This is a genomic window from Stenotrophomonas sp. SORGH_AS_0282, from assembly GCF_030818125.1.
GTDB lineage: Bacteria > Pseudomonadota > Gammaproteobacteria > Xanthomonadales > Xanthomonadaceae > Stenotrophomonas > Stenotrophomonas rhizophila_A.
The window spans coordinates 1971697-1995115 of sequence record NZ_JAUTAB010000001.1; the positions used below are offsets into that span (position 1 = coordinate 1971697).

Below are 23419 nucleotides of genomic sequence, written 5' to 3' on the forward strand. Positions count from 1 at the left end.
CGTTTCCCCATGGCACCGAGCTCTCCGGAGTTCATCACCGCAAGGATCGACGCAATGCCCAAGGGCTCAGACCTGCTGGTCGCCGCACTCGAAAACGAGGGCGTAGACCGCATCTTCGGCGTTCCGGGCGAGGAAAACCTCGACTTCCTGGAATCCCTTCGCAACTCCAGCATCGAGCTGGTCCTCACCCGCCACGAACAGGCGGCCGCCTTCATGGCCGCCACGCACGGCCGCCTCACCGGCAGACCGGGCGTCTGCCTGGCCACCCTCGGCCCAGGCGCGCTGAACTTCTCCACTGGCGCCGCCTATGCCCACCTGGGCGCCTGGCCGATGATCCTGATCACCGGCCAGAAGGCGGTGATGAGCGCCAAGCAGGCCCGGTTCCAGATCGTGGATATCGTGGCCTCGATGAAGCCGCTCACGAAAATGACCCGCCAGATCGTCAGCGCGGCCGCCATCCCGGCCACCGTGCGGGATGCCTTCCGCGTGGCCATGGAAGAGCGGCCCGGCCCGGTCCATCTGGAGCTGCCGGAGGATATCGCCGGCGAGGAAGTGGAAGACGTTCCAGTCATTCCGGTCCACCCGCTGGAGCGCCCCATCGCCCACGCCGCCGCGCTCGACCGCGCAGCAGAAGCGATCCTGGCCGCCAAGCGGCCGCTGGTGATGATCGGCGCGGCCTGCAGCCGGCCGTGGCTGACCGAATCGCTCTCCACCTTCGTGGCGCGCACCCGGCTGCCGTTCTTCAACACCCAGATGGGCAAGGGCGCGGTGACCGGCGGCTCCAACCTGTATATGGGCACCGCTGCGCTTTCCGAAGGCGACTACGTCCACGAGGCCGTGGCGCGCGCCGACCTGATCATCGCCATCGGCCACGACACCGTTGAGAAGCCCCCGTTCCTGATGAAGGGCAAGGGCGGGCCCAAGGTCATCCATGTCGGCTTCCAGTCCGCCACGGTCGAACAGGTCTACCACCCGGATATCGAGGTGATCGGAGACATCGGCGCCACCGTGGATGGCCTCGCCGAGCGGCTGGAAGGCAAGGTGTCCGAAGACCAGGGCATGGTCGACCTGCGCCAGAAGATCCTGTCGCGCCTCAACGACCGTGCCGAGGAGGACCGCTTCCCGGTCACCCCGCAGCGGTTGGTGCACGACGTGCGTGAAGCCATGCCGGAAGACGGCATCGTCTGTCTCGACAACGGCATGTACAAGATCTGGTTCGCCCGCAATTACCGCACCCACGTGGCCAACAGCTTGCTGCTGGATAACGCCCTGGCGACCATGGGCGCGGGCCTGCCGTCGGCGATGATGGCCTCGATGCTGTACCCCAACCGGCGCGTGCTGGCCGTGTGCGGTGATGGCGGCTTCATGATGAACTCGCAGGAGATGGAAACCGCCGTGCGGCTGGGCCTGAACCTGGTGGTGATCATCCTCAATGACAGCGCCTACGGCATGATCCGCTGGAAGCAGGCGGTGGATGGCTTTGCAGATTTCGGCATGCGCTTTGGCAACCCGGATTTCGTGCGCTACGCAGAAGCCTACGGTGCCAAGGGCAGTCGGGTCGCGTCCGTGGAAGAGCTCGTGCCCACGATCGAAGCCGCCTTTGCCGGCGGTGGCGTGCACCTGCTGGACGTGCCGATCGACTACTCCGAAAACACCCGCGTACTGGTCGACGAGCTGCGCAACCGCACCCCCGATGTGGGCTGCGCGTAACCGCCACCGTTGACCATTGAATACAAGGAACCCCACATGTTGACCGTAGTACAAGCCTTCGACCGCGCCCCCATCCAGGACGTTCCGTTCGATGACGCCGCCGCGTTGGAGCGCAAGCTCGGCAATGCCGAACGCGTGTTCAAGGACCGCGACGGCTGGCTCAAGCCGCACCAGCGCATTGCCATCCTGCGCAGGCTGGCAGCGCTGATGGAAGCCAAGCGTGACCACCTGGCCATGCAGATCGCGCGCGAAGGCGGCAAGCCGCTGCCCGATGCCATTGTCGAAACCAACCGCGCCATCGATGGCGTGCACAACGCTGCAGATGAACTGCGCAACTTCGCCGGCCGCGAAATCCCGATGGGCCTGTCGGCAGCGGCGGAGAACCGCTGGGCGTTCACGACCAAAGAGCCGCTCGGCATCGTCGCCGCCATCTCGGCGTTCAACCACCCGCTGAACCTCATCGTCCACCAGGTTGCCCCTGCCATCGCGGTGGGGTGCCCGGTCATCATCAAGCCGGCCTCGACCACGCCACTGTCCTGCCTGGAGTTCGTGGCGATGGTCCACGAGGCCGGCCTGCCCGAGCCGTGGTGCCAGAACTTCATTCCGGAAGGCAACGAACTGGCCGAAGCGCTGGCCACCGACAAGCGCGTGGCCTTCCTCAGCTTCATCGGCTCGGCGCGGGTGGGCTGGTCGCTGCACTCCAAGCTGGCCCATGGTGCACGCTCGGCGCTGGAACATGGCGGCGTAGCACCGGCCATCGTGGACCGCAGCGCGGACCTGGCCAGGATCATCGAGCCCATCGTCAAGGGCGGCTACTACCACGCCGGCCAGGTGTGCGTGTCCACCCAGCGCATCTTCGTGCACAACGACATTGCCGAAGACTTCACCGAAGCCCTCATCGCACGTGTGGAGAAGCTGCGCACCGGCGACCCCACCCTGAAGGACACCGAAGTAGGCCCGCTGATCCAGCCGCGCGAAGCCGACCGTGTGGCCGAATGGATCGACGAGGCGGTAAAGGATGGGGCCACGCTCGCCACCGGTGGCAAGCGCCTTTCCGAAACGACGTTGCAGCCCACCGTGCTGCTCAATCCCGCCGATGACGCGAGAGTCACTACGCAGGAGATCTTCGGGCCGGTGGTGGCGGTGTATCGCTACAGCGCGCTGGACGAGGCCATCGCACGCGCCAACTCGCTGCCCACCGCGTTCCAGGCCAGCATCTTCGCCCAGGATATCGACGTGGCCATGCGCGCGGCCAACCGCCTGGATGCCTCGGCCGTGATGATCAACGACCCTACCGCGTTCCGCACCGACTGGATGCCGTTTGCCGGTCGCCGGGAATCGGGCTATGGCACCGGCGGCATTCCGTACACCATGCGGGACATGTCGCAGGAAAAGATGATCCTGATGCGCAGGAGCTGAGCCCAAGGCCCGGAAACGGTATGTTTTCTGGGCAGGGCACAGTAGTTGTACGGGGGCGCAGGGGTAGGGCAGCTGATGCAATAGCACTGCATCCGCCGCCCGCCCTGTTCTGGAGAGTCACATGCGCTTCCTGGCACGTTCGTCTTCCGTCACGCTCATCGTTGCAGCGCTCGCCACCAGCGGGTGCCAAAGCACTCCGCCGCCTGCTGAACCTTCAGCGCCTGCGCCCCGGGCGTTGCCGGGCCCCATGACAGCGGCATCTGCCGGGGTGACGTTGCAGGGGCAGATCACCGCCATCGATACCCGCACCCGCGCGGTGACGGTCACCGGTGCCGACGGAGGCAGCCTGGACTTCATCGCCGGCGCCGACGTGCGCAACTTCAACCAGCTGAAGGTGGGCGACAAGGTCACCCTGGATTACCAGGCCGCCGTCGCCCTGGACCTGCAGCCGGCAGGCAGCGCGCCGGTCGGCGTGACCCAGTCTCAGGCCGGTACCGTGCCGATCCGCGGCGCCACGCCAGGCGGGGCGCGTTCGAACACCATCGAGATCGTCACCGAGGTGGCGGCCGTGGACCCGGTGGCCAACACCATTGCGCTGCGAGGGCCGCGCGGCAACACCCAGATCATTGCGGTGGAGCGCGAGGACCTGCGGGCCAAGCTCCCCAGCGTAAAGCGCGGCGACCTGCTCAAGATTTCCTATACCGAAGCCGTCGCGCTGGGCATCCGCCGCGACAGCCCCTGACACAACGGCGGGGGAGGCCCGGGGCAGGTGGGTGTACGCCTGCCCCGGTGGGGCACTTGACGGGCCAGTGGGGCAGCCTTGAAGATCGGCGTATTCAGCCTGCATCCAAGGATTGACCATGTCTGGCTTCATCGGTGACCTGTTGGAAGGCATTGTCGATTTCGTGACCGACATCTGGGTGCTTCGCCGGCAGCGCGCCGCGAATGGCCGGGGGGCGAACTCGTGGAGTGAGGATGCAGCGGATACGGCTGTGTTCAATGCCTGGGTGATCGGCTTGTCGATCCTGGCCCTGGCTGCCGGCAGCATTATGGTCTTCGTGCTCAAGCTGCCGCTGTGGATGAGCTTTGGGCCGCTCCTCGCGGTTGGCGTCTACGTGGGCTACCGTTGGATTGCGCTGACGCGCGCTTGATCGCGCACCGTGCGCCGAATGCGTCACGCGTTCGGATTCGCCGAGTCGAACACTTCTAGCGCGGCGAACGCCTCACTCGTGACCGGGTGCCAAGAAAAACACGCGACAGCGCACGGAATTGCGTGCCAACGGCCCGTTCCACGCCACGCATAGATGGCGCCGATCAAACGCGGCCAATCGAAAGATCAAAACAACTTCCGCTATGCTTACGTCCGCGACATGGTTGTGGCTCGGAGCGTAAGAACTCCCGTGGAACGATGCAATCAAGACGTGCTATGTCGGGAGGGTGACGAAATAAAACACCTTCGCGGAAATACGTTGCGCCGGTCCACGCGGTTCTTAACCTCCCGACTCCCTCGCCATCCCGGCGAGGGAAGCTTCCCAACGGAGGTTCCACCATGTCCAGCCATTCCACCGACGCATCCTCTAGCGCAGTCGCCAGCCAAAAGCTCTGGTGGCGTAAGCCCAGGAGCGTCATGACCAACGCGCTGCACCACGACGGCCTTGTTACGTTTCCCGGCTGTCCACCCATTCCCTGCCTGAAGCTACGCGGGCTGTGGATTCACGCATTAGGCATCGAGCCTGGCACTCGGCTGTACGTGGAGACAAAGCCGGGCGTAATCGTGCTTTCCGTGGATGCGCCGGCCGCAGCCAGTGCAACTGTTGTTGCATATCGAAAGCTGGGGCGCGGCCACATCACACTCGATATGCAGTGAAGTTCCAGCAGCGCGAGTCGTTGGGTGTCCGCCTCTTGCCGGAGTCGGACATCGGGTGGAGACGAGCTTGGCCTGATGACGCCTGACTGCTTTGCTCATTGAGGATTGGTCGCCAGCAGTAGCTTGCGCGAGCAGCTATGTGCTCTCAGTGGCTCCCCGAGGGAGCATGAGCTCTAGTCCGTATTCGACGGAGGAAAGGAAGCTGACTTCGGCGACGGCCAGGTCAGCATCTCGAAATGAGCCGCTCGTGCACCTTGAGCGGAATAGCTCAAGCCAGCCTGACGGCGGACCATCAGTAGGGCCGTGACTTATCTGCAGGAGCAATACTCCGTCCGCGCCGCCACAAGTAAGCTGTAATTTCGCATTTCCAACTCTTACCGTGGTAGCGGAGCCCGTCGAGGTCATCGACGAAGGCTCGTCCGAAACGTCAAACTTCCTCGCTCCGGCAAGAGCGCGGAACTGGTCTAGCGCATCTTCGACGGTCACTATGTTCACAGTTCCCCTCCAGTGGCGACTTTCCACCATTGATTGGCAGATTGAGTATTCAAGCGTGTGCTAGGTAAGTAATGGAGTCAGACCGGTAGCCTGGCCACAGGAGATTGGAGTCTGCAAGATATGACAGTCAGGCCTGCGTAAGCTGTAACCACCATCACTAGAGCATCGCCTTGTAGCCCTCAAGGCACTTCACCGTCTGAGCGAGTTCTGCCTTAAGCAATACGTTGAAGAGCTCTTCTATAGTCAAGGGCGGGCTCTTGAGCGCGAGGCGCATGTTCCGCACCGCGCCTAATACCTGGGCTTGGTGCAGATCGAATACGTTCTCCACAAACTCGTCCGGGTGTTGTACTTCGAGCCCCCAGCGTTCCAACGCTGCTGCGGGAAAGTCCTTGAGGTTGTAGGTGACGATGACGCTGGCGCCGCAGCGAATGGCCGCCGCTACAACGTGCCGGTCGCCTGGATCAGGCAGACCCTCAATGCCGTCAATCAATGGCGCGTAGTCGGCCACCAGACAGTCTTCAACGGCATCATTCATTTGCTGTGCTGTACGGTCGAGCCGTTCCCGCGTGAGGTCGGGGCGATTCGCCAAAAGGTTGCGTATCCATTCGTCATGGATGTCCCCGCTCCAGCGTGCGCGAAAGCAGCGGGTGCAGGCCAGCCGCATCAGCAGGTCGCGGACGTTCGCTGGGTATAGAACGCATGCGTCAAATACCGCCGTGAATGTAGAGCTGTTCACTCGTAACCCATTCGCAGTTCCTGGGCTTCGGCGGCCAGGTTGTCCAAGGCCGACTGACTTGCCTCATCGCGCGCCTGCTTATACGTCATCAGGTCGTCGAAGCGAATACGGCGGTGCTTGCCTGTCTTGTGGAAGGCAAGCTTGCCGGTCTCCAGCAACTTGACCAGATAGGGGCGCGATACATTAAGAAGATCAGCCGCTTCCTGGGTAGTCAGCTCCGCATGTACGGGCACGATTTTCACGGCGTTGCCATCCGCCAGTTCCGATAGGATTTCGCTGAGCAGCTGCAGGGCCGCCATTGGCAGTTGGATCGGGTGGAGCCGGCCCTGAGAGTCGACCAGTTGGACCAGTTTGGTCTCGAATCCGGTGGCCAGATAAGCAGCCAGCTCACGCTGAGCGGTCGTGGCCGCTTCGATATCTTGGGTGCGGGGAAGGGTTACTTGTGGGGTCATGGTCTTCTCCGTCGCGAGCACAGCCAATGGGTGCGGCTGGGGCGCCCATTCTATTCGCAATATTCGCAATTCGCAATATTCGAAACGCTGGCGCTTGCACGGCTGGGCTCGTCCGGCTGTCCGAGCTGACCGGCCTACCTCCCCAGCCTGATCGACCAGATTAGAAAAGAGGCCCAGATCGCGAGCATAAGAAGCGTCCACCCGGCAAGCTCCGGGAACCTGCGGTGGCCGGACACAGCGACCAAGAGCGTGAATACTGGACCAAGAACGCCCATCTCGATCAGCAGGTTCCGCCAGAGATAGAAGTTGTCGAACGCCAGCGACCCTGCACTTGGAAGAACGCCGGCCGGGATGCTGACTCCACCATCGAGAGGCCAGAACAGCGGAACAGCGTGAGCACCCACCAGCAGGTCGAGCAGCGGGTGGGACATGCCGGCGGCCAGCAACCATCTGAGCTTGAGGTTCACGGTGACAAACCGCGACAAGGTGAGTTTGACCAAAAGCGTGGCACCTACCGCCACGAGAAGGCTGTGACTGAACCGAGGAGCTGCCGCGTAGTCGAAAAACCAGACAGCGAAGTAGTCCAGATCTGGCCCCACAGCCAAGGCAACGAAAGGAACCGCCGCCCAGCGCGACGAACCGCGTTGCTGCGCGTTGCAGCACAGGTACATTGTGAGTCCTGCCGAAGCATGGGCCACGATGGAAGACATCGATTCAGTTGTTGGTGATCAGCAGCGAGCTTGACCCGGCCGTATGGGCGGCTGATGGTGCCTGTGTGTGGCGGGGGTGAGGCCTGAGCCGAGCGGGGCAGGGGATCAGGCGGGCCTGTTGGCGGGGCCAGTTGTGGGGAAACCGGCACTGAACTAGGCTCGCAGCAGATGAGCTTTGCGGCTCGGCTTGAATCCGGAGTTGGTAAGGGGGGAGGATGTTTCGCCGTCAGTTGTTCTATGTCCAGGTGCACCAAGACCACTTCACTGCCCGCGCCGTCGGTGGAGACAGAGCTATTCATCGCCAGCGCTCCGCCCTTGGTAATCGAGCGGGTCCGACCAAGGACTTCTCCGCCGTCCGGGCTGAGCTAAAAGCAATCTTCTCGGAGCTCAAGACCGGCTTCTCATTCGTCAGGCCGTGGGCGCTTCTCCACTTTGATCCGGTCGAGTACCCGATCACGAAGGAAGAGCTCGCTGCGTTCCAGGCGGCGGCCATGCGGAGTGGCGTTAGCTTCTGCTGGCTCTCCACGTGGGAGCATCCTCATGAAGACAAGGAATTGTTGGATATGTTGAAGTAGGAACCGGCCCAACGGGCGTTGAACCGGAGGAGAGGCGCGGCAATGCGTTCAAGCTGATGCAGCTACGCGGAACTGGGTCAGCCAGATCTGTTGCAGTTAGGGACAGGGATGACAAACGGTTCGGCAGCCAGGAACGGCTCCAGTGATGCCATGAAGCGTGCGTGCGCTACCCGAGCGCACGCGAACTGGCGCCCCAGGTGCGGGTCTTCATCGACTGGCTGGTGGAGCGTATTAGGCCTGAGCCCTATTGGGACCGGGGGTTGTTACGTTGAGTTCGCCTGAGTATCGGCTTGAGAATGTCGCTTGGAGCGGGCGATCTGCGCTCGCTTGTTGGCCGGCCGCGCCTGCTCTAAGATCGGGCATCGGCCGGGGGGATCCTGCCGCAGCGTGTTTCCTTGGTAGTTCATGAGAGTCGAAGCCGCGTCGCGGCTCGTCCTGTTTCAGAAACTTGACCGCGAAGGGGAAGTCAATGGAATTGATCGGTTTCGCTATCGTCCTTTTCGTATGCCTGGGTATTGGCAAGGTCATCAACATCATGGCGCGCCGATTGGTGTTCAACGGCGCAGGTCTCTACCTTGCACTGTTTGCAGCCTTTGCAATCTGGAACATCTACCTGTCGTGGAACTCCACCCTCGATTCATTCCAGATGGGATACGCCCTCGGTCGCAACATCACGCCACCGCTCATCATCGCCTTGGTTGCTACTTACTTCTTCTTCAAGTTCAGGACAGACAAGGCGCATCAACTTCGTGTCCAGAAGCTGCGCCAGAGCAGGGCAGAGCTGAGTGTGACCCCTGACAACTGAGTCAGGCAGTCGTTGTCGCCAAGCATCCAAGGGCAAGGAAGAACATTGGCAAACCATACATACCGCTTGCTCCCCAGCGCCGCTCTCGGCCTGGCTGTCATCGCGGCCGCCGCGCACCTTGGCTGGGAATACACTCACGACGGCATCCGCAGCCACCATCTACTTAACCGAGCTGACCTGCCGACGATTTCCAATGCATGGGGCCTGCTGGTGCTGCCTGTGCTGGGCTGGCTCGCTGGCAGCGTCGTCGCGCGCAGGGCGTCGGTGGCACCCTCGGCGGCACGCAAGGCGCTGGCGGGCTTTCTTGGCGCGCTGGCTGCAGGTTCCGCATTGTCCGTGGCCTTCGTCGCCGGCAGCGAGTATGCCGCGGGAGCGGTGTTCCTGGGCGTGCTGCTCTCTGGACTGGTGCTTCCCACTTATCGGGCCGAGTACCTGTTCGGCTTCGTGCTGGGTATGACCTTCGTCTTCGGCTCCATTCTGCCCACTCTGTTCGGGCTTCTGGCAGTTGCCATCTCCGCCGCTGCACACCTGCTGCTGTGGCCAGCGGGAATGTGGGTATTGCGCCGCGCCCGCAGTCAATGAAGTGAACGGCATTGCGGAGCGGCCAGTCAGGCCGCTCCCTGCTGACGCGCTACCGGTTCAGGCCGCCTGCGCGGCCTTGGCGTTGCCCCCGGACTTGGCGATCATCGTCAGCTTCTCGTCGGTTGCCTTTTCTTCCGCAAGGGTTTCCAGCAGCAGCGGCAGCGCGTCCTTGTACCCAAGCTGCTTGGCGAGCGCGGCGATCGTGCCATAGGACGCGATTTCGTAGTGCTCAACCTTCTGGGCGCCGCCGATCAGGGCGGCATCGCGCACGGGGCCTTCCTCGATGCTGTCGATGGCCTCCTTGCCTTCCTCCACCAGCCCTTCCATGGCAGCGCACTTGATGCGCTTGAGCCGGATGCCGAGCAGTTCCACCACCTTGTCGATGCGCTCGATCTGGCCCTGGGTTTCCTCCAGGTGGGTTTCGAACGCGGCCGCCAGGTCCGGATTCGTCGCGGCACGGGCCAGGCGAGGCAATGCCTTGGTGAGCTGCTTTTCGGCGCTGTAGATGTCCGACAGCTCGTGGATGAACAGGTCTTCTGCGGTCTTGATCGCCATTAGGGTTCTCCGGGTGGGTGCTGAGTGAAGCACCGAACCTATGCCCCTTCCCGTGAGCTCCGCGCGCAGGGCTGTGAAGTGTTCTACACAGCCCGCTGCGCGTCACTGTTCGGTCGGCGGGCTGTCTCCCCGTTCATGCCACGGCGGAAGCTCCAGCGCGTGGCCCTTGAGCATGGCTTTGATGCGCGCGCACATCTCGCTCCTTTCCGTGTCCGCACATTGGTCGAGAATCTCCGCTGCAAGCTGTTCAAACTGCGGCCAGAACTGCGCCGGATGGCGCGTGTGCGCCAACCATTGCGCCAGCATCTCATCCAGCGCATCCAGCCGTTCCTGAGTCTCGGGTCGCAGGCTCATCCCGGCGGCGCCTCCAGATCAAGCGCCACACGGTAGTGGTGACCATCGTCGCGGAGCTGGACGGTCAGGTCCGGCTGCAGCACGTCATCCACATGCAGGGTGGGCTGCCCCCGCGCAGTTCGGGTCACCACGAACTCGTAGCGGCTGCGGCCGAACCGGTAGCTCAGTTCGAACGACGGCCAGTGGTCAGGAAGGCACGGTGCAAGCGACAGCCGGTCGCCCTGGCGGCGGATGCCGAGCAGGGATTCGACCAGCAGGCGATACATCCAACCGGCCGAACCGGTGTACCAGGTCCATCCGCCTCGGCCCACGTGCGGCGATACCGCGTACACATCGGCGGCCAACACATAGGGTTCAACGCGGTAGGTCTGGACCGCCTCCGGGTCCAACGCGTGGTTCAGGGGGTTGATCATGCCAGCCAACTCCCAGGCTCGGGCCGCATCGCCCTGGTGTGCAAAGGCCATCGCTGCCCACACGGCTGCGTGGGTGTACTGGCCGCCGTTCTCGCGCACGCCCGGTACGTAACCTCGAATGTACCCCGGGTCTTCCGACGTCTTGTCGAAGGGCGGATCCAACAGCTGGATCAGCTGGGCGTCCTTTCGCACCAGGTGCGTATACAGCGAATCCAGCGCCTGCTGGGCACGCTCGGGCGCGGCAACGCCGGACAGCACTGACCAGCTCTGGGAGATCGAATCGATGCGGCATTCCTCGCTCTGTTTCGATCCCAACGGCGTGCCGTTGTCGAACCACGCGCGGCGATACCATTCCCCGTCCCAGGCATGCTGTTCGAGGTTCTTGCGCAGGGTGTCAGCCTGCTCCTGGCACCAGTGCGCACGGTGTTCATCGCCACGCGCATTGGCCAGCGCGATGAAGCGGCGCAGCGTGTCATGCAGGAAGAAGCCCAGCCACACGCTCTCGCCGCGCTGCTGGTCGCCGACGCGGTTCATGCCGTCGTTCCAGTCGCCGCTGCCCATCAAGGGAATACCGCGTTCGCCAAGCAACCGGCAACCGCGCTCCAGCGCGAGCACGCAGTGCGCATACATCGTCCCACGCAGTGCCGAAGGGGTCGGCATGTCGTAGTAGCTTTCCTCTTCCAGCGTCACTGCGCGGCCTTCGATGAAGCCGACCATTTCGTCCAGCACGGTGGCGTCGCCAGTGACCTCCAGGTAGCGGCATGCGCCTTGGGGTAGCCAGAGATAGTCGTCCGAGCACCGGGTGCGCACGCCACGCCCCTGCGGAGGGTGCCACCAGTGCATCACATCGCCTTCGGCGAACTGGTGGGCAGCGCACAGCAACAGGTGTTCGCGGGCCAGATCCGGCCGGGCGTGGATGAGTGCGAGCACATCCTGTAGCTGGTCACGGAAACCAAACGCGCCGCCGGACTGGTAGTAGCCACTGCGCGCCAGGTAGCGGCTGCCCAGCGTCTGGTAGACCAGCCAGCCATTGGCCAGCGCGTCCAGCGCCGGGTCCGGGGTGCGCACCTGCACGCTGGCCAGCACGTGGCGCCAGTGGATGCGTACGGCGTCCAGCGCATCGTTGGCCTCGTGGGCGCCCTGGCGGCCACGAACCAGCGCGAGCGTTTCGTCGCGGTCGCGGCCGGCGCCCAGGCGGAACGTGGTTTCACTGCGCTCGCCCGGCGCCAGTTCCAGCGGCACCTGCAGCGCCGCGCAGGGATCCAGGCCCGCGCCGGAACGCCCACCCAGGCGCTCGCGGCGCAACGCCGCCGGTGCATGCAGGCCGCCGTTGCGGCCGATGAACTCCAGGCGGTCGCAGGTCCAGCCACAGCCCTCGGCATCGGTATCGAAGAAGGCCATGCGGCCGCCGAAATCGGTGCTGTAGGTGTTGCGCGCCAGCAGCGCGCCGGTCTGCGGGTCGCGTTCGGTGACCACGTGCATGCGCGACTTCGCGCGCAGGTCACCCATCACCCATTCCACATAACCGATGGCCGACAGCCGCCTCGGCCTGTCCGACAGGTTGTGCAGCCGCAGCACCGAGTACTTCAGCGGCGCGGCGACGTCGACGAACACCCACAGCTCGCTGACGATGCCGTCTTCGAAGTGTTCGTACACCGTGTAGCCGAATCCGTGACGCGTACGGTACGCCCCGGTACCCCGGCGCGGCAGCGGCATCGGCGACCACACGCGGCCGGTATCCTCGTCGCGCACGTAGAAGGCTTCGCCGCCGGTGTCGGACACCGGGTCATTGAGCCAAGGCGTCAAACGGAATTCGTGCGCGTTCTCGAACCAGGTGTAGCCCGGCGCGCTCTCGCTGACCACCGTGCCCAGGCGGGCATTGGCGATCACGTTGGCCCACGGTGCCGGGGTCGGCGCGCCTTCGCGCAGCACCACCACGTATTCGCGACCGTCCTCGCTGAAGCTGCCGGTGCCGTTGTCGAACTGGCCGGCGCCACGGTAGGGCAGGAACGGCCACGGGTCGTCCATGTCTTCGTCGTGCGCCGGGGGCGGGGGCAGGCCAGGCTCCGGGCCCGGATCGGCGATGATGGGCAACCCTGTGGTCTGCTCCATCGAGAGTGCCAGTTCCTCCTGAACCGCCTGCGGCACCAACGCCGGAATCCGTTTCGCGGGAGTGGCTTGGCGCCCCACCTGTGCCACCAGGGTGCCATCCTCGTCACTGATCACCGCACGCGCTACGGCCTGCAACAGGATGCGGTCCTCGTGGGTCATGTTCTGCACCGGCCGCACGAAAATGCCGCCGGGGCGGTCGAGCAAGCCCGTCTCCGAACTGGCGGCCACCATGCCCAGGATCTGGTCCTGCAGCTCCTGCCGGTAGCCGGCCTTGCTGTCGTTCCAGATCACCAGGTCGGTGTTGAGGCCCTTCTGGCGCCAATAGGCATGCGCCTGCACCAACTGCCGGACCAGCTCCACGTTCTCTGCGTCGGTAACCTTGAGCAGCACGATGGGCAGGTCGCCCGAGATGGCATGGCCCCACAGCCCGGATTGTCCGCGCTGGTTCTGCTGGAGCACGCTTGCGCCCGCGCGCAGCAGTGGATTGGCATACAGCACGTGGCTGGCCAGGCGCTCATAGAGCTGCGCCTCGGCCTGGGTGGCATTGATCTGCCGGCGTACCACCTGGCTGTGTGTCCAGGCCAGGTCGAAGACGCGGTCGGCCAGGCGGCGGTCACGGTATTTGTCCAGCAAGGCCTCGCAACCGGGACGGTCGGCACCGATGCCATAGACCATGTCCAGCTGCACGGTCTGCTCAGGCTCCAGCACCACGCGCACACGGATGGCCACGATCGGGTCGAGCACCGAGCCGTCCGAACCGGAGAGGTCGGTGTCGGTGGTCAATGCCTGCGGCGTGCGCGGCGTGTTGCCGCGCCCGAGGAAGCGCGCCCGGTCGGTTTCGTAGGAGATCGACGCCACGTCGGCGTCATGCACGGCGACCAGATGGAACATCCACGGTGGCACTTCGTCGTGCGAGCGCGGCCGCCGGGTGCACAGCACGGCCTGCTTGGCGGCCACGATCTCGCTCTGCACGAACAGGTTGCTGAAGGCCGGGTGCGCATCGTCAGATGCCGCCGGTGCCAGTACCACTTCGGCATAGGTGGTGATTTCCACGGTGCGCGTGCGACGGCTGCGGTTGGTCAGGCGCAGGCGCCGGAGTTCGATGTCGTCCTCGGCGGAGATGGCCACCTGCAGGTGGCTCTCGCAGCCATGCAGCGCGCCACGGAATTCGGCCTTGGCGTCGGTGAAGATGGCCTCGTAGTTGTCCATCGGCACGCAGGTGGGCTGGTAGGCGGCCGACCAGAACTGACCGCTGTCCACGTCGCGCAGGTAGCAGAACGTACCCCAGGCATCGGTGGTGCCGTCCTCGCGCCAGCGCGTGAGCGACAGGTCGCCGTAGCGGCTGTAACCGCCGCCGGCGTGGGTGAGCATGCCGTGGTAGCGGCCATTGGAGAGCAGCTGCACCTCCGGGCGCGGGCCGCCGGGCTTGCGCAGCACGCGCAGCGACGTTTCGTCCTGGGCCGTGGCGGCGTGCTCGCCCAGCGATTCGACTTCATGCGGATGGAACACGCCGACGCGCGGAATGCGCTCCTGCAGCAACAGCAGCGTGGCCTGGAATTCAACATCGGCCACGAAGCGGCGCTGCATCGGCTGGTCGCGCAACAGGTAATCCAGCGAGAGCAGGCCCATGCCCTGGTGGTGGGCCATGAACGAACGCAGCAGCACGTGGTCGTGCCCCGGCGGCACCCGGGCGGGGGTGTAGTCGATCGCTTCGTACATGCCGAAGCGCCCGGCGAAGCCCAATCCTTCCAGGGCCTGCAGGTTCTGGCAGGCCGCTTCCGGCGCCACCATCAGCGCCATCATGCTGGCGTAGGGCGCGATGACCCGATCCTGGCCCAGGCCGCGCTTGAGCCCCAACCCCGGCACGCCGAATGCGCGGTACTGGTAGTTCAGGCGCGCATCGACGGCGTTGTAGCCGGACTCGGACACGCCCCATGGCAGGTTCAGGCTGCGGCCGTAGACGATCTGCGCTTCCACCGCATGCCGCGCGGTCTGGTCGAGCAGGGTGTCCGGGTAGCTGGGCATTACCAGCTGCGGCATGAGGTACTCGAACATCGAGCCACTCCACGACAGCAGCGTGGGCGTGCCGTTGACCTCGGTAAGCAGGCGGCCAAGGGCGAACCAGCTCTCCTGCGTCAGCTCCCCCTGGGCGATGGCCACGAAGGCGCACAGCCGCGCTTCGGAAGCCAGCAGGTCGTAGAAGCTGTTGTCGAGGCGGTGGTCGTCTACGTTGTAGCCAATGGAGAGCAGTTTGCGGGAGCGGTAGAACAGGAAGCCGTACTCCATCAGCGAGAACTGCCCGGCGCGGTGCGCCAGGTCCTGCAGCTGCTCGATGCGTGCGCGTGCGTCCGCACCGGCCTTACCGGGCAGGGCGGCCAGCTGGCGCAGGCTGGGTACGGGCGCATCGGCATCCGCGCTGGCATCGACCGGGATATCGGCGAGCGCCGCACAGGCGGCATGGCATTCGGCAGCGAACAGTGCCGGCCAGTGCAGGTCACCGTCCTGCGGCGATACCGGTGCCGGCCACTGCGCCAGCACCGTGTCGGCCAAACCGGCCAGCTCCTGCAGGCGGGCGAGTGCTTCGGCAGCACCGCGCGGCAGGTCGGCCCGCGTTGCCACCAGGCGCTGGCGCAGGTGGTTGAGCGCTTCGGCCAGAGGTGCGTCACCGGGGCGAAGGCGCTGCCGCTCCTCGTCCAGCACGCCGAGGGTATCGGCCAGGCCATCGAACGTGTGCGGCGCCAGTACCGGCGCGTCCACCAGTGCGAGCAGCCCCTGGCGTAGGGTGAGCAGGTGCCCGGCCAGGTTGCCACTGTCCACGGTGGAGACGTAACGCGGCGGCAGCGGCGCCAAGGTTTCGGTGTCGTACCAGTTCAGGAAGTGGCCGCGATGACGCGGCAGCTGGTCCAGCGTGCCAAACGCCAGCGCCGTGCGTTCAGCGACCGCGCCCTGCTGCAGGTAACCGAAGTCCCATGCCGACAGGTTGGCCAGCAGGGACAGGCCGATGTTGGTCGGCGAGGTGCGGCGCGCCACCACCAGCGCCGGATGCTCCTGGATGTTGTCCGGCGGCAGCCAGTTATCCTGTTCGCGCACCCAGGCCTGGAAGAACGACCAGGTGCGCCGTGCCAGCCGGCCAAGGAACGCCCGCTGCGTGCCGGACAGTTCGGCGACGATCTCGGCCGGCGGCCGGCCCAGCCACGCCATCAACGCGGGCGCGAAGGTCCACGCCAGCAGGAAGGGCAGGGCCAGCGGCAGCGCCTGCGGACGCAGGACGGCCACTACCGCCACCAGCGCAAGCGCCAGCAGCGATCCCGGCGCCATCACCCGCCATTCCGCGCCACGGTCGCCGCCCAGGCGGCGCTCGACTTCGCTGGAGGGATTCCACTGCAGCAGGTGGCGACGAGTGATGGCCATGCGCCACAGCGTGCGCAGCACCGCGCCGCCAGCCAGCAGTGCTTCGTAGGGCAGGCAGGCAATCTGCGTGGCAGCGCGCAGCAACGACTGCAGCGTGCCGCGCCCGACCTTGATGTAATGCGCTTCCAGCGGCGTGTCGTCCGGCACGCTCAGGGCATCGCGCAGCATGCCGATCAGCGGCGGCGCGAACCACAGGGCCAGTACCCACACGGTCCATGCGGCCGGATTCTCGGCGTACAGCCAACCCGCCACCAGCAGGACCAGCGCGGCGGGGGGCACCAGGCTCCGGCGCAGGTTGTCCAGCAACTTGCCACGCGACAGCAGGCTGAGCCGGTTGCGTTCCCAGCCTGATCCCGGGCGCGGGGTCCACGGCATCAGCCAGGGCAACAGCTGCCAGTCGCCCCGGATCCAGCGCGCACGGCGCTTGGCGTCGGCGGCGTAGCGTTCGGGGTAGTCCTCGTACAGGCGCACGTCGCTGACCAGGCCTGCACGGGCATAACAGCCTTCCAGCAGGTCGTGGCTGAGGATGCGGTTCTCGGGCAGGCGGCCCTCCAGCGCATGCTCGAAGGCGTCCACGTCATAGATGCCCTTGCCCACGAACGAGCCTTCGTCGAACAGGTCCTGGTAGACGTCCGATACCATGCGCGTATACGGATCGATGCCGGGTTCGCTGCCGAACATCCGGGCAAACCGCGAGGTGCGGCGGCGGCCCAGGCTGGTGCCCACGCTGGGCTGCAGGATGCCGTAACCCTCCACCACGCGTTGCAAAGTTGGATCGAAACGCGGCCGGTTGAGCGGGTGGGCAAGGGTGGCGACGAACGCACGCGCCGCATCGCGCGGCAGCTGGGTATCCGAATCCAGTGTGATGACGTAGCGGACGCCGCGCAGCACTTCTGCGTCACCGACGATGCACATGAACGCGCTTCCATCGCCATGGCGGAGCAGGGCATTGAGTGCGGCCAGCTTGCCGCGCTTGCGCTCGTGCCCCATCCACACCCCTTCACTGGGGTTCCATTGCCGGGGCCGATGCAGCAGGTAGAAGCGATCGCCACGTTCGGACGCGTAACGCTGGTTCAACCCCTCGATCCGCAGCACCGCGTGCGCAAGCAGGGCGTCGTCGGTCGGCAATTGCGCTTCCGCAGCGTCAAGGAAGTCGGTCAGCAGCACGAAGCGTAGCTGGGGATCGCGGTTGGCCAGGAAGCGGACCTCCAGCGCTTCGACCAGGACGTCGATGCCGTCGGTGCTGGACAGCATCGACGGTACCGCGACCACGGTGGCGCAGGCCGCAGGAATGCCCTCGCTGAAATCCAGCTTGGGCAACGGCTTGGGAGCAACCAGCACGGTCGCAGTCCAGTTCACCAGCACGATACCCAGCTCGCTGAACACCAGCAGCCCGAGCAGGGCAGCCAGCCAGGTGGGAACCTCGCCACTGCCGGTGGCCAGCAGGCCCCACGTGGCCAGCACCGCCAGCAGGGTGATCGGCAGCAGGTACAGTGCAAGCGGCACGCGTTGGGCCAGTCGCCGCGCCTTGCGGTGGCGTGGCGCGGCGTCGGCCACCGCGTCGACGGTGGTATGCAGGCCTTCGCCGACCAGCCAGTAGCCCACATGCGTGCGTGGCCCGTCGGGCGGGGTAGCGGCCCGTGCCAAGTCCAGCGCGATGGTCGCAACGCGTTCTTCGGCGATGCGGCTGCCCCGGGCGATCTTCTCCACCACGTGGCGGTAGGCGTCGCGGGTACCGAAGTCCATCTGCGGATACACGGCCATCGGGTCTTCGCGCAGCCGCTGCTCGACCACGCTCATGTCTTCGACAAAGGTGCGCCAATCCATGGTGGACAGAAAACGCAGGCTGCCGATGCTGTTGCTGATGGACACCTGGTCGGAAGCCTGCTGCTGCCCCTCGGCGGCCACCAGCTCCTCGATGCGCTGCCCGGAGGCCGCTGCCCACTGTTCCAGCCAGGCGATGGGCATGGCCCACGCGCCGCCGCGGCCCTGCAACGAACGGGTCAGCTCGGCGATGAACGCGCCGGTCAACGGCGGCTCGGAGCGCGCCATGTCGGCCACCACCAGCACCACGTCGGTGGGGGTGTCGGAGGCCGCGCGATTGAGGTCATCCGCCCATTGCGAGGCCAGGCGCCGGTCTTCCCCGTCGCGCATCACCCGCGCGGCCATGCGCCGCAGGTTCTCGAGCAGGGCCAGGCGCAGCATGATCGGAACCGCCCACAATTCGCCCAGGCTCAGCGGCGCGAGCGACTGGTAGGAAGCGATGAAGCGGCCCAGCGTATCGCCGTCTATCCGGCCATCACCGTGTGCGATCGCCTGCATCGACAGTTCATACACCCGCGGCAACCCGGCCGAAGGGCCGGTGGCAAGCGACGGCAACTGCCGACTGTAGCCGCGCGGCAGGTGGCGCCGCGCAGTCTGGATCTGTTCTTCGACCAGGTAATAGTTGTCGAGCAGCCATTCCCCGGCCGGGGTGACCGGGCGCTGTTCGCGCACCACGCTGCTGAGCAGGGTGTTGGCATCCTGAAGGACGCGTTCGTTGGCCTGCAGACGTTCCAGCAGGCGCTCCGGGCTGGGCCGCATCCGCACGCGGTGCTGGCGCGCAAGCGCGCGGCCGTAGACCTCCATCTGTTCAACGCTGTAGAGCGCGGCCCGCAGCGGGCCCTCGGTGGCTTCAATGGCCGGAGCCGAGGCCTGGCGCTCACGCCAGCGCCAACGAACAAGCCGCCGCAGGCGAAGCCAACGGCCAAAAAGACGGCGAAGGTGGGGCATAGGATACCGGGGAGGGGGAGGCAGGTTGCGCCTTGCATCGTTGCATTTGGGGGGACGTGCACGCTGTGAAGGTCATATATACCTCCCATGCATTAGTCATATGCCACTCCTGCGCTTTTTCCATCAATCCCCTGCACGTAGATTCTCCTGACCCCTTTGTCACGGAGTGGAACATGCAGACACGCACGATTGCCCCCACTGCGGTGGCGGGCCTGAGGACTGCATTCACCTGTGTTGTGGCCGTGCTCTTTGCCGCGACCGCCATGGCCAGCGAGCCACTGCAGATCCAATCACAGGGCAGCGTGATCGCCGGCGGCACGGTACAGCAGCAGCCGGGCACGTTCGATCCGCTGGCGCCGACCAAGCCGGATGGCCAGAGCTACCACGGCGATCATGTCTACGCCTTCTACCAGGTGCCGGTGAAGGCGCGGCCGTTGCCCATCGTGATGTGGCACGGCGCGGGCCAGTCGTCCAAGAGCTGGGAAACCACGGCCGACGGTCGCGAGGGCTTCCAGAACCTGTTCCTGCGTCGTCGCTTCACCACCTATCTGATCGATCAGCCGCGGCGCGGAAAAGCTGGCCGAAGCATGGTCGAGTCCACACTGAAGCCCGTGGCGGACGAGCAGATGTGGTTCAACCAGTTCCGCATTGGCCTGTGGCCCGAGTACTTTCGTGACAGCCAGTTCCCCAAGGGCGAGGCTGCGCTTGAGCAGTTCTTCCGCTCGGTCACGCCCAACACCGGCCCCTATGACATCGGGGTGGTCTCCGATGGGGTGGTCGCTCTGCTGGAAAAGACCGGGCCGGCGATCCTGTTCACCCATTCGCAGGCTGGCGGCCCGGGCTGGATGACGGCAATCAAGAGCCCGAACGTGCGCGCCATCGTTGCCTTCGAGCCCGGCAGCAGCTTCGTCTTCGCCAAGGACGATGCACCGGCGCCGATTCCCAGTGCGTTCGATACCGTCGCACCCGTGGTGGTGTCACCCGAGGAGTTCAAGGCGCTGACACGCATCCCCATCCTGGTGCTGTACGGCGACAACATTCCCGAAAAGCCGATGCGCATGCCCGCGCAGGACAGCTGGCGGGCGCGCCTGGAAATGGCACGCGCCTGGCGCGACGCCGTCAACCGTCAGGGTGGGAATGTCACCCTGATCCACCTGCCGGAGATCGGCATCCGTGGCAACAGCCATTTCCCGTTCTCGGACCTCAACAACGTGCAGATCGCCGACCTGGTGACCGATTTCCTGCAGAAGCAACATCTGGACGGTACGACCAAGGAGCACCACGAATGAAGCACCTGATGCGCGCCTCGCTGCTGGCAATATCCCTCGGCCTGGCAGCAGGCACCGCCTCCGCTGCGGACTACCGGCTCAATCCGTTCAAACTGGCCTACGAAGGTGCGATCACGCAGAACGTGCCCGGCGAGGTCAATGTCCATCCGGTGACCTATCCGCTGAATGGAATCGAGATCGCGGCCAATTTCTACACGCCGCCCAACTTCGATGCCGCCCGGAAATACCCCACCATCGTGATCGCCCACCCCAATGGCGGGGTCAAGGAGCAGGTGGCTGGTCTGTATGCACAGCGTCTGGCCGAGCAGGGCTACATCACCATTACCGCCGATGCCGCTTATCAGGGGGCAAGTGGCGGCCAGCCCCGGAGCGTGGACAAACCTGCGCACCGCATCGAAGACATCCACGGCATGGCCGATTTCATCAGCCGATTCCCCTGGGTGGACACCAGACGCCTGGGCCTGCTGGGCATCTGTGGCGGCGGTGGCTACTCGCTGGCGGCCGCCCAGACCGACAAGCGTTTCAAGGCGATTGCAACGATCAGCATGTTCAATTCCGGTCGCGTGCGCCGCAACGGCTATGTCGATTCGCAGCTGGACACCCTCCAGCAACGCCTGCAACAGGCCTCCGACGCGCGCGCACAGGAGGCCGCTGGCGGCGAAGTACTTTACTCCGGTGACGCCAACCTGACCGACGAACAGATCGCCAAGCTCCCTTTCGACCTGTACCGGCAAGGCTACGAGTACTACTGGAAGACCCACGCGCACCCCAATTCCACGTTCCGCCATACCACCAGCAGCCTGCTCGACCTGATGCGCTGGGACGCGACCAACCAGATCGAACTGATCAACCAGCCGTTGCTGATGATCGCCGGCAGCAAGGCCGACAGCCTGTACATGTCCCAGGATGCCTTCGCCAGGGCAACCGGCACCACCGACAAGGAGCTGGTGCTGCTCGATGGCGCCACCCATATCGAAACCTACTGGGTACCGCGCTACGTGGATGCCGCAGTGGGCAAGCTCAACACCTTCTACGCCCGGACACTGACCCAATGACCGATCAACGCACTTCCACTGGCCGCAACGCGGTACTTGGCCTGGCACTGAGCGTGGCCGCTCCGTTCGCCGGTGCGGCCGAATCGGCGACGCAGCAGATTGCCCGTGCCGGCACGCAGGCTTCGTTCGCAGGCCCAGCGGAAAACTTCATCGGCAAGGTCCGCGTGGACCCGCTGTTTGCCGCCGACGCAGAGGTTCAAGCCTCCTCCGCCTACGTAAGCTTCGAGCCAGGCGCGCATTCGGCCTGGCATACCCATCCGGCCGGGCAGCGCCTGGTGGTGACGTCGGGCGTTGGGCTCACGCAGGAATGGGGCAAACCGGCACAGCGGATCCACCCTGGTGATGTGGTGGTGTGCCCGGCCGGCGTGAAGCACTGGCACGGTGCGGCGCCGCACAGCGCGATGACCCATCTTGCGGTCACAGGCGTGGCCGAGGGCAAGACGGTCACGTGGATGGAACAGGTAAGTGACGCGCAATACAGCGAGGCGGCCGCGATCTTCGATGTGGCGGTTGCGGGTGCTTTGTCGGCCCGGCAGCAGGCGATTCCGCTGATCGCCGCTGCTGCGGCTACCAGCAACCTGCCGCAGCTCAATGCAGCCCTGAACCGCGGGCTGGATGCAGGGCTCAGCATCAGCGAAGCCAAGGAAATCCTGGTGCAGATGTATGCCTACACCGGCTTCCCGAAAAGCCTCAATGCCCTCGGCGAGTTGATGGCGGTGGTGGAAGCGCGCAAAGGGCAGGGTATGACCGATGCGCCCGGGCAGCCACCCAGCGGCGAGATTCCGGTGGGGGCGGCGCTGCGTGCCGTGGGCACAGCCAACCAGACCCGCATTTCCGGCGCGCCGGTAACGGGCCCGGTGATGGAGTTCGCCCCGGTGATCAAACAGTTCCTGCAATCGCACCTGTTTGGCGACATCTTCGAGCGCGACAACCTGGACTGGCAAGGCCGCGAACTGGCCACGGTGGGCGCGTTGGCAGCCATGCCGGGCGTGGAAGCGCAGTTGCGCTCGCATATGGCCGCCAGCCAGCGTGTAGGGTTGAGCCGCGAACAGCTGGAACACGTAGTCCAACTACTGGCCCATAGTGGCGACCCGGCCGCAGCTGCGCGCGCAGCGAAGGCGCTGGAACAAGCCTCGACAGCTTCGCCCTGAGCGACTGCCCTCAGCCCGGGTAGCGCAGGGCGTCACGCAACAGCGTGAACGCTGGCGAAGACTGCCGGCGGCTGGGGTAGTACAGGTGGTAGCCCGGGAACGACGGGCACCAGTCCTGCAGTACGTGCACCAGCGTGCCGGCCTGCACGTGCGGGCGCACCAGGTCTTCGGGCATGTAGGCCAGGCCCAGCCCTTCCAGCGCTGCGCCCAGGCGCAGGGCGACGTTGTTGAACACCAGCTGGCCTTCCACCCGGACCTTGAGCTCCTGGCCCTTTTTCTCGAACTCCCAGGCGTAGATGCCGCCGTGGGTGGGCAGGCGGATGGTGATGCAGTTGTGCTGGGTGAGATCGTGCGGCGACTTTGGCTTCGGGTTGCGCTGGAAGTAGGCCGGCGAGCCCACCACCGCCATCCGAAGGTCCGGCCCGACGCGCACGGCGATCATGTCTTTGGCCAACTGTTCGCCCATGCGGATGCCGGCATCGAAGCCTTCGGCCACGATGTCGGTCAGGCCGTAGTCCACGATCACTTCGATATTGAGGTCCGGATGCTGGGGCAGCAGTTTGCCCAGCACCGGTTGCATGACCGTAAGCGCAGCATGCTCGCCGGCGGTGATGCGCAGGCGCCCTGCAGGCTTGTCACGGAAGGCATTGAGTTGGGCCAGCTCGGCATCGATCTCCTCGAAGCGCGGGGCGATCACCTGCAGCAGCTGTTCGCCCGCTTCGGTCGGCGAAACGCTTCGAGTCGTCCGGGCGAGCAGGCGCACGCCCAGCCGCTCCTCCAGCTGGCGCATGGACCGGCTGAGCGCCGGCTGGGACATGCCCAGCTGGGCAGCGGCCCGGGTAAAGCTGCGCTCACGCGCCACCAGGGCAAACATCGCCAGCTGGTCGTAATTCTCGATGGCCATTGATGCGCTCCGGATATAAGCGATATCCGATTATGCCCCTGCAAGTATGTTT

General features: G+C 65.2%; 18 protein-coding genes. 11 read left to right on the forward strand and 7 right to left on the reverse strand.

Features of this window, described 5'->3' with window-relative positions:
- The first annotated feature begins 54 nt into the window (after positions 1 to 54).
- From QE395_RS08775 to QE395_RS08795, 5 genes are all read left to right on the forward strand, one after another.
- Complete coding sequence (locus tag QE395_RS08775) at positions 55 to 1710, forward strand: acetolactate synthase large subunit (RefSeq protein WP_306988561.1); 1656 nt, start codon at positions 55 to 57, stop codon at positions 1708 to 1710.
- A gap of 36 nt (positions 1711 to 1746) precedes the next feature.
- A complete protein-coding gene (locus tag QE395_RS08780) occupies positions 1747 to 3129 on the forward strand; it encodes an aldehyde dehydrogenase family protein (protein WP_306988563.1) in 1383 nt (460 codons plus the stop codon).
- Between the two features lie 247 nt (positions 3130 to 3376).
- Positions 3377 to 3871: a hypothetical protein gene (locus QE395_RS08785; protein WP_141236270.1), complete on the forward strand. Its 495-nt coding sequence runs from the start codon at positions 3377 to 3379 to the stop codon at positions 3869 to 3871.
- A 118-nt stretch (positions 3872 to 3989) separates the two neighbouring features.
- Positions 3990 to 4280, forward strand: coding sequence for a hypothetical protein (locus QE395_RS08790; RefSeq protein WP_095364082.1), 291 nt, complete (start codon positions 3990 to 3992; stop codon positions 4278 to 4280).
- 476 nt (positions 4281 to 4756) lie between these two features.
- Positions 4757 to 4996 carry a hypothetical protein gene (locus tag QE395_RS08795; RefSeq protein WP_141236271.1) on the forward strand — a complete coding sequence of 80 codons (240 nt, stop codon included), beginning with the start codon at positions 4757 to 4759 and terminating at the stop codon, positions 4994 to 4996.
- Positions 4997 to 5648: 652 nt separating this feature from the next.
- On the opposite strand, the gene QE395_RS08800 is transcribed toward QE395_RS08795, so the two are convergent.
- The 3 genes from QE395_RS08800 to QE395_RS08810 form a co-directional block, all read right to left on the reverse strand.
- A complete protein-coding gene (locus QE395_RS08800) occupies positions 5649 to 6227 on the reverse strand; it encodes a PIN domain-containing protein (RefSeq protein ID WP_093536471.1) in 579 nt (192 codons plus the stop codon).
- A complete protein-coding gene (locus QE395_RS08805; RefSeq protein WP_093536731.1) occupies positions 6224 to 6679 on the reverse strand; it encodes a helix-turn-helix domain-containing protein in 456 nt (151 codons plus the stop codon). The genes QE395_RS08800 and QE395_RS08805 overlap by 4 nt, the downstream gene beginning before the upstream one ends.
- Before the next feature lie 134 nt (positions 6680 to 6813).
- Positions 6814 to 7389, reverse strand: a complete 576-nt coding sequence (locus QE395_RS08810; RefSeq protein WP_306988567.1) for a metal-dependent hydrolase — start codon at positions 7387 to 7389, stop codon at positions 6814 to 6816.
- A 215-nt stretch (positions 7390 to 7604) separates the two neighbouring features.
- On the opposite strand from QE395_RS08810, the gene QE395_RS08815 reads away from it, so the two are divergent.
- The 3 genes from QE395_RS08815 to QE395_RS08825 all read left to right on the forward strand — a co-directional run bounded on the left by QE395_RS08815 (position 7605) and on the right by QE395_RS08825 (position 9351).
- Positions 7605 to 7964 carry a hypothetical protein gene (locus QE395_RS08815; protein ID WP_095364084.1) on the forward strand — a complete coding sequence of 120 codons (360 nt, stop codon included), beginning with the start codon at positions 7605 to 7607 and terminating at the stop codon, positions 7962 to 7964.
- Positions 7965 to 8433: 469 nt separating this feature from the next.
- Positions 8434 to 8769 (forward strand): hypothetical protein, encoded by a 336-nt coding sequence (locus QE395_RS08820; RefSeq protein WP_095364085.1) that lies wholly within the window; start codon positions 8434 to 8436, stop codon positions 8767 to 8769.
- Between the two features lie 45 nt (positions 8770 to 8814).
- Entirely contained in the window at positions 8815 to 9351 is a 537-nt protein-coding gene (locus QE395_RS08825) for a hypothetical protein (protein ID WP_176472673.1), read from the forward strand.
- A 57-nt stretch (positions 9352 to 9408) separates the two neighbouring features.
- Here the strand turns inward: QE395_RS08825 and QE395_RS08830 are convergent, their stop codons facing one another.
- The 3 genes from QE395_RS08830 to QE395_RS08840 form a co-directional block, all read right to left on the reverse strand.
- The gene (locus QE395_RS08830) at positions 9409 to 9906 is read right to left on the reverse strand and encodes a ferritin-like domain-containing protein (RefSeq protein WP_095364086.1); all 498 of its coding nucleotides are present in this window, start codon (positions 9904 to 9906) and stop codon (positions 9409 to 9411) included.
- Positions 9907 to 10008: 102 nt separating this feature from the next.
- Positions 10009 to 10260: a hypothetical protein gene (locus QE395_RS08835; protein ID WP_095364087.1), complete on the reverse strand. Its 252-nt coding sequence runs from the start codon at positions 10258 to 10260 to the stop codon at positions 10009 to 10011.
- On the reverse strand, positions 10257 to 18968 hold the full coding sequence (locus QE395_RS08840; RefSeq protein ID WP_306988570.1) for a glycoside hydrolase family 94 protein: 8712 nt from the start codon (positions 18966 to 18968) through the stop codon (positions 10257 to 10259). The genes QE395_RS08835 and QE395_RS08840 overlap by 4 nt, the downstream gene beginning before the upstream one ends.
- Before the next feature lie 173 nt (positions 18969 to 19141).
- Here QE395_RS08840 and QE395_RS08845 point away from each other — a divergent pair, with 173 nt between their 5' ends.
- From QE395_RS08845 to QE395_RS08855, 3 genes are read left to right on the forward strand one after another with little or no spacing between them, the layout of a single operon-like run.
- Entirely contained in the window at positions 19142 to 20257 is a 1116-nt protein-coding gene (locus tag QE395_RS08845) for an alpha/beta fold hydrolase (RefSeq protein ID WP_306988572.1), read from the forward strand.
- Positions 20254 to 21312 (forward strand): alpha/beta hydrolase, encoded by a 1059-nt coding sequence (locus tag QE395_RS08850; RefSeq protein WP_095364090.1) that lies wholly within the window; start codon positions 20254 to 20256, stop codon positions 21310 to 21312. The genes QE395_RS08845 and QE395_RS08850 overlap by 4 nt, the downstream gene beginning before the upstream one ends.
- Positions 21309 to 22463, forward strand: coding sequence for a carboxymuconolactone decarboxylase family protein (locus QE395_RS08855; protein ID WP_095364091.1), 1155 nt, complete (start codon positions 21309 to 21311; stop codon positions 22461 to 22463). Before QE395_RS08850 ends, QE395_RS08855 begins: the two co-directional genes overlap by 4 nt.
- Positions 22464 to 22473: 10 nt before the next feature.
- On the opposite strand, the gene QE395_RS08860 is transcribed toward QE395_RS08855, so the two are convergent.
- A complete protein-coding gene (locus QE395_RS08860) occupies positions 22474 to 23367 on the reverse strand; it encodes a LysR family transcriptional regulator (protein WP_093536493.1) in 894 nt (297 codons plus the stop codon).
- Positions 23368 to 23419: the final 52 nt, after the last annotated feature.

Excerpts from the sequence above, each read along its gene's own strand:
- QE395_RS08775 (WP_306988561.1), top strand. The coding sequence starts at position 55 with ATGCCCAAGGGCTCAGACCTGCTGGTCGCCGCACTCGAAAACGAGGGC.
- QE395_RS08780 (WP_306988563.1), top strand. The coding sequence starts at position 1,747 with ATGTTGACCGTAGTACAAGCCTTCGACCGCGCCCCCATCCAGGACGTT.
- QE395_RS08785 (WP_141236270.1), top strand. The coding sequence starts at position 3,377 with ATGACAGCGGCATCTGCCGGGGTGACGTTGCAGGGGCAGATCACCGCC.
- QE395_RS08790 (WP_095364082.1), top strand. The coding sequence starts at position 3,990 with ATGTCTGGCTTCATCGGTGACCTGTTGGAAGGCATTGTCGATTTCGTG.
- QE395_RS08795 (WP_141236271.1), top strand. The coding sequence starts at position 4,757 with ATGACCAACGCGCTGCACCACGACGGCCTTGTTACGTTTCCCGGCTGT.
- QE395_RS08805 (WP_093536731.1), bottom strand. The coding sequence starts at position 6,679 with ATGACCCCACAAGTAACCCTTCCCCGCACCCAAGATATCGAAGCGGCC.
- QE395_RS08810 (WP_306988567.1), bottom strand. The coding sequence starts at position 7,389 with ATGTCTTCCATCGTGGCCCATGCTTCGGCAGGACTCACAATGTACCTG.
- QE395_RS08815 (WP_095364084.1), top strand. The coding sequence starts at position 7,605 with ATGTTTCGCCGTCAGTTGTTCTATGTCCAGGTGCACCAAGACCACTTC.
- QE395_RS08820 (WP_095364085.1), top strand. The coding sequence starts at position 8,434 with ATGGAATTGATCGGTTTCGCTATCGTCCTTTTCGTATGCCTGGGTATT.
- QE395_RS08830 (WP_095364086.1), bottom strand. The coding sequence starts at position 9,906 with ATGGCGATCAAGACCGCAGAAGACCTGTTCATCCACGAGCTGTCGGAC.
- QE395_RS08835 (WP_095364087.1), bottom strand. The coding sequence starts at position 10,260 with ATGAGCCTGCGACCCGAGACTCAGGAACGGCTGGATGCGCTGGATGAG.
- QE395_RS08840 (WP_306988570.1), bottom strand. The coding sequence starts at position 18,968 with ATGCCCCACCTTCGCCGTCTTTTTGGCCGTTGGCTTCGCCTGCGGCGG.
- QE395_RS08845 (WP_306988572.1), top strand. The coding sequence starts at position 19,142 with ATGCAGACACGCACGATTGCCCCCACTGCGGTGGCGGGCCTGAGGACT.
- QE395_RS08850 (WP_095364090.1), top strand. The coding sequence starts at position 20,254 with ATGAAGCACCTGATGCGCGCCTCGCTGCTGGCAATATCCCTCGGCCTG.
- QE395_RS08855 (WP_095364091.1), top strand. The coding sequence starts at position 21,309 with ATGACCGATCAACGCACTTCCACTGGCCGCAACGCGGTACTTGGCCTG.
- QE395_RS08860 (WP_093536493.1), bottom strand. The coding sequence starts at position 23,367 with ATGGCCATCGAGAATTACGACCAGCTGGCGATGTTTGCCCTGGTGGCG.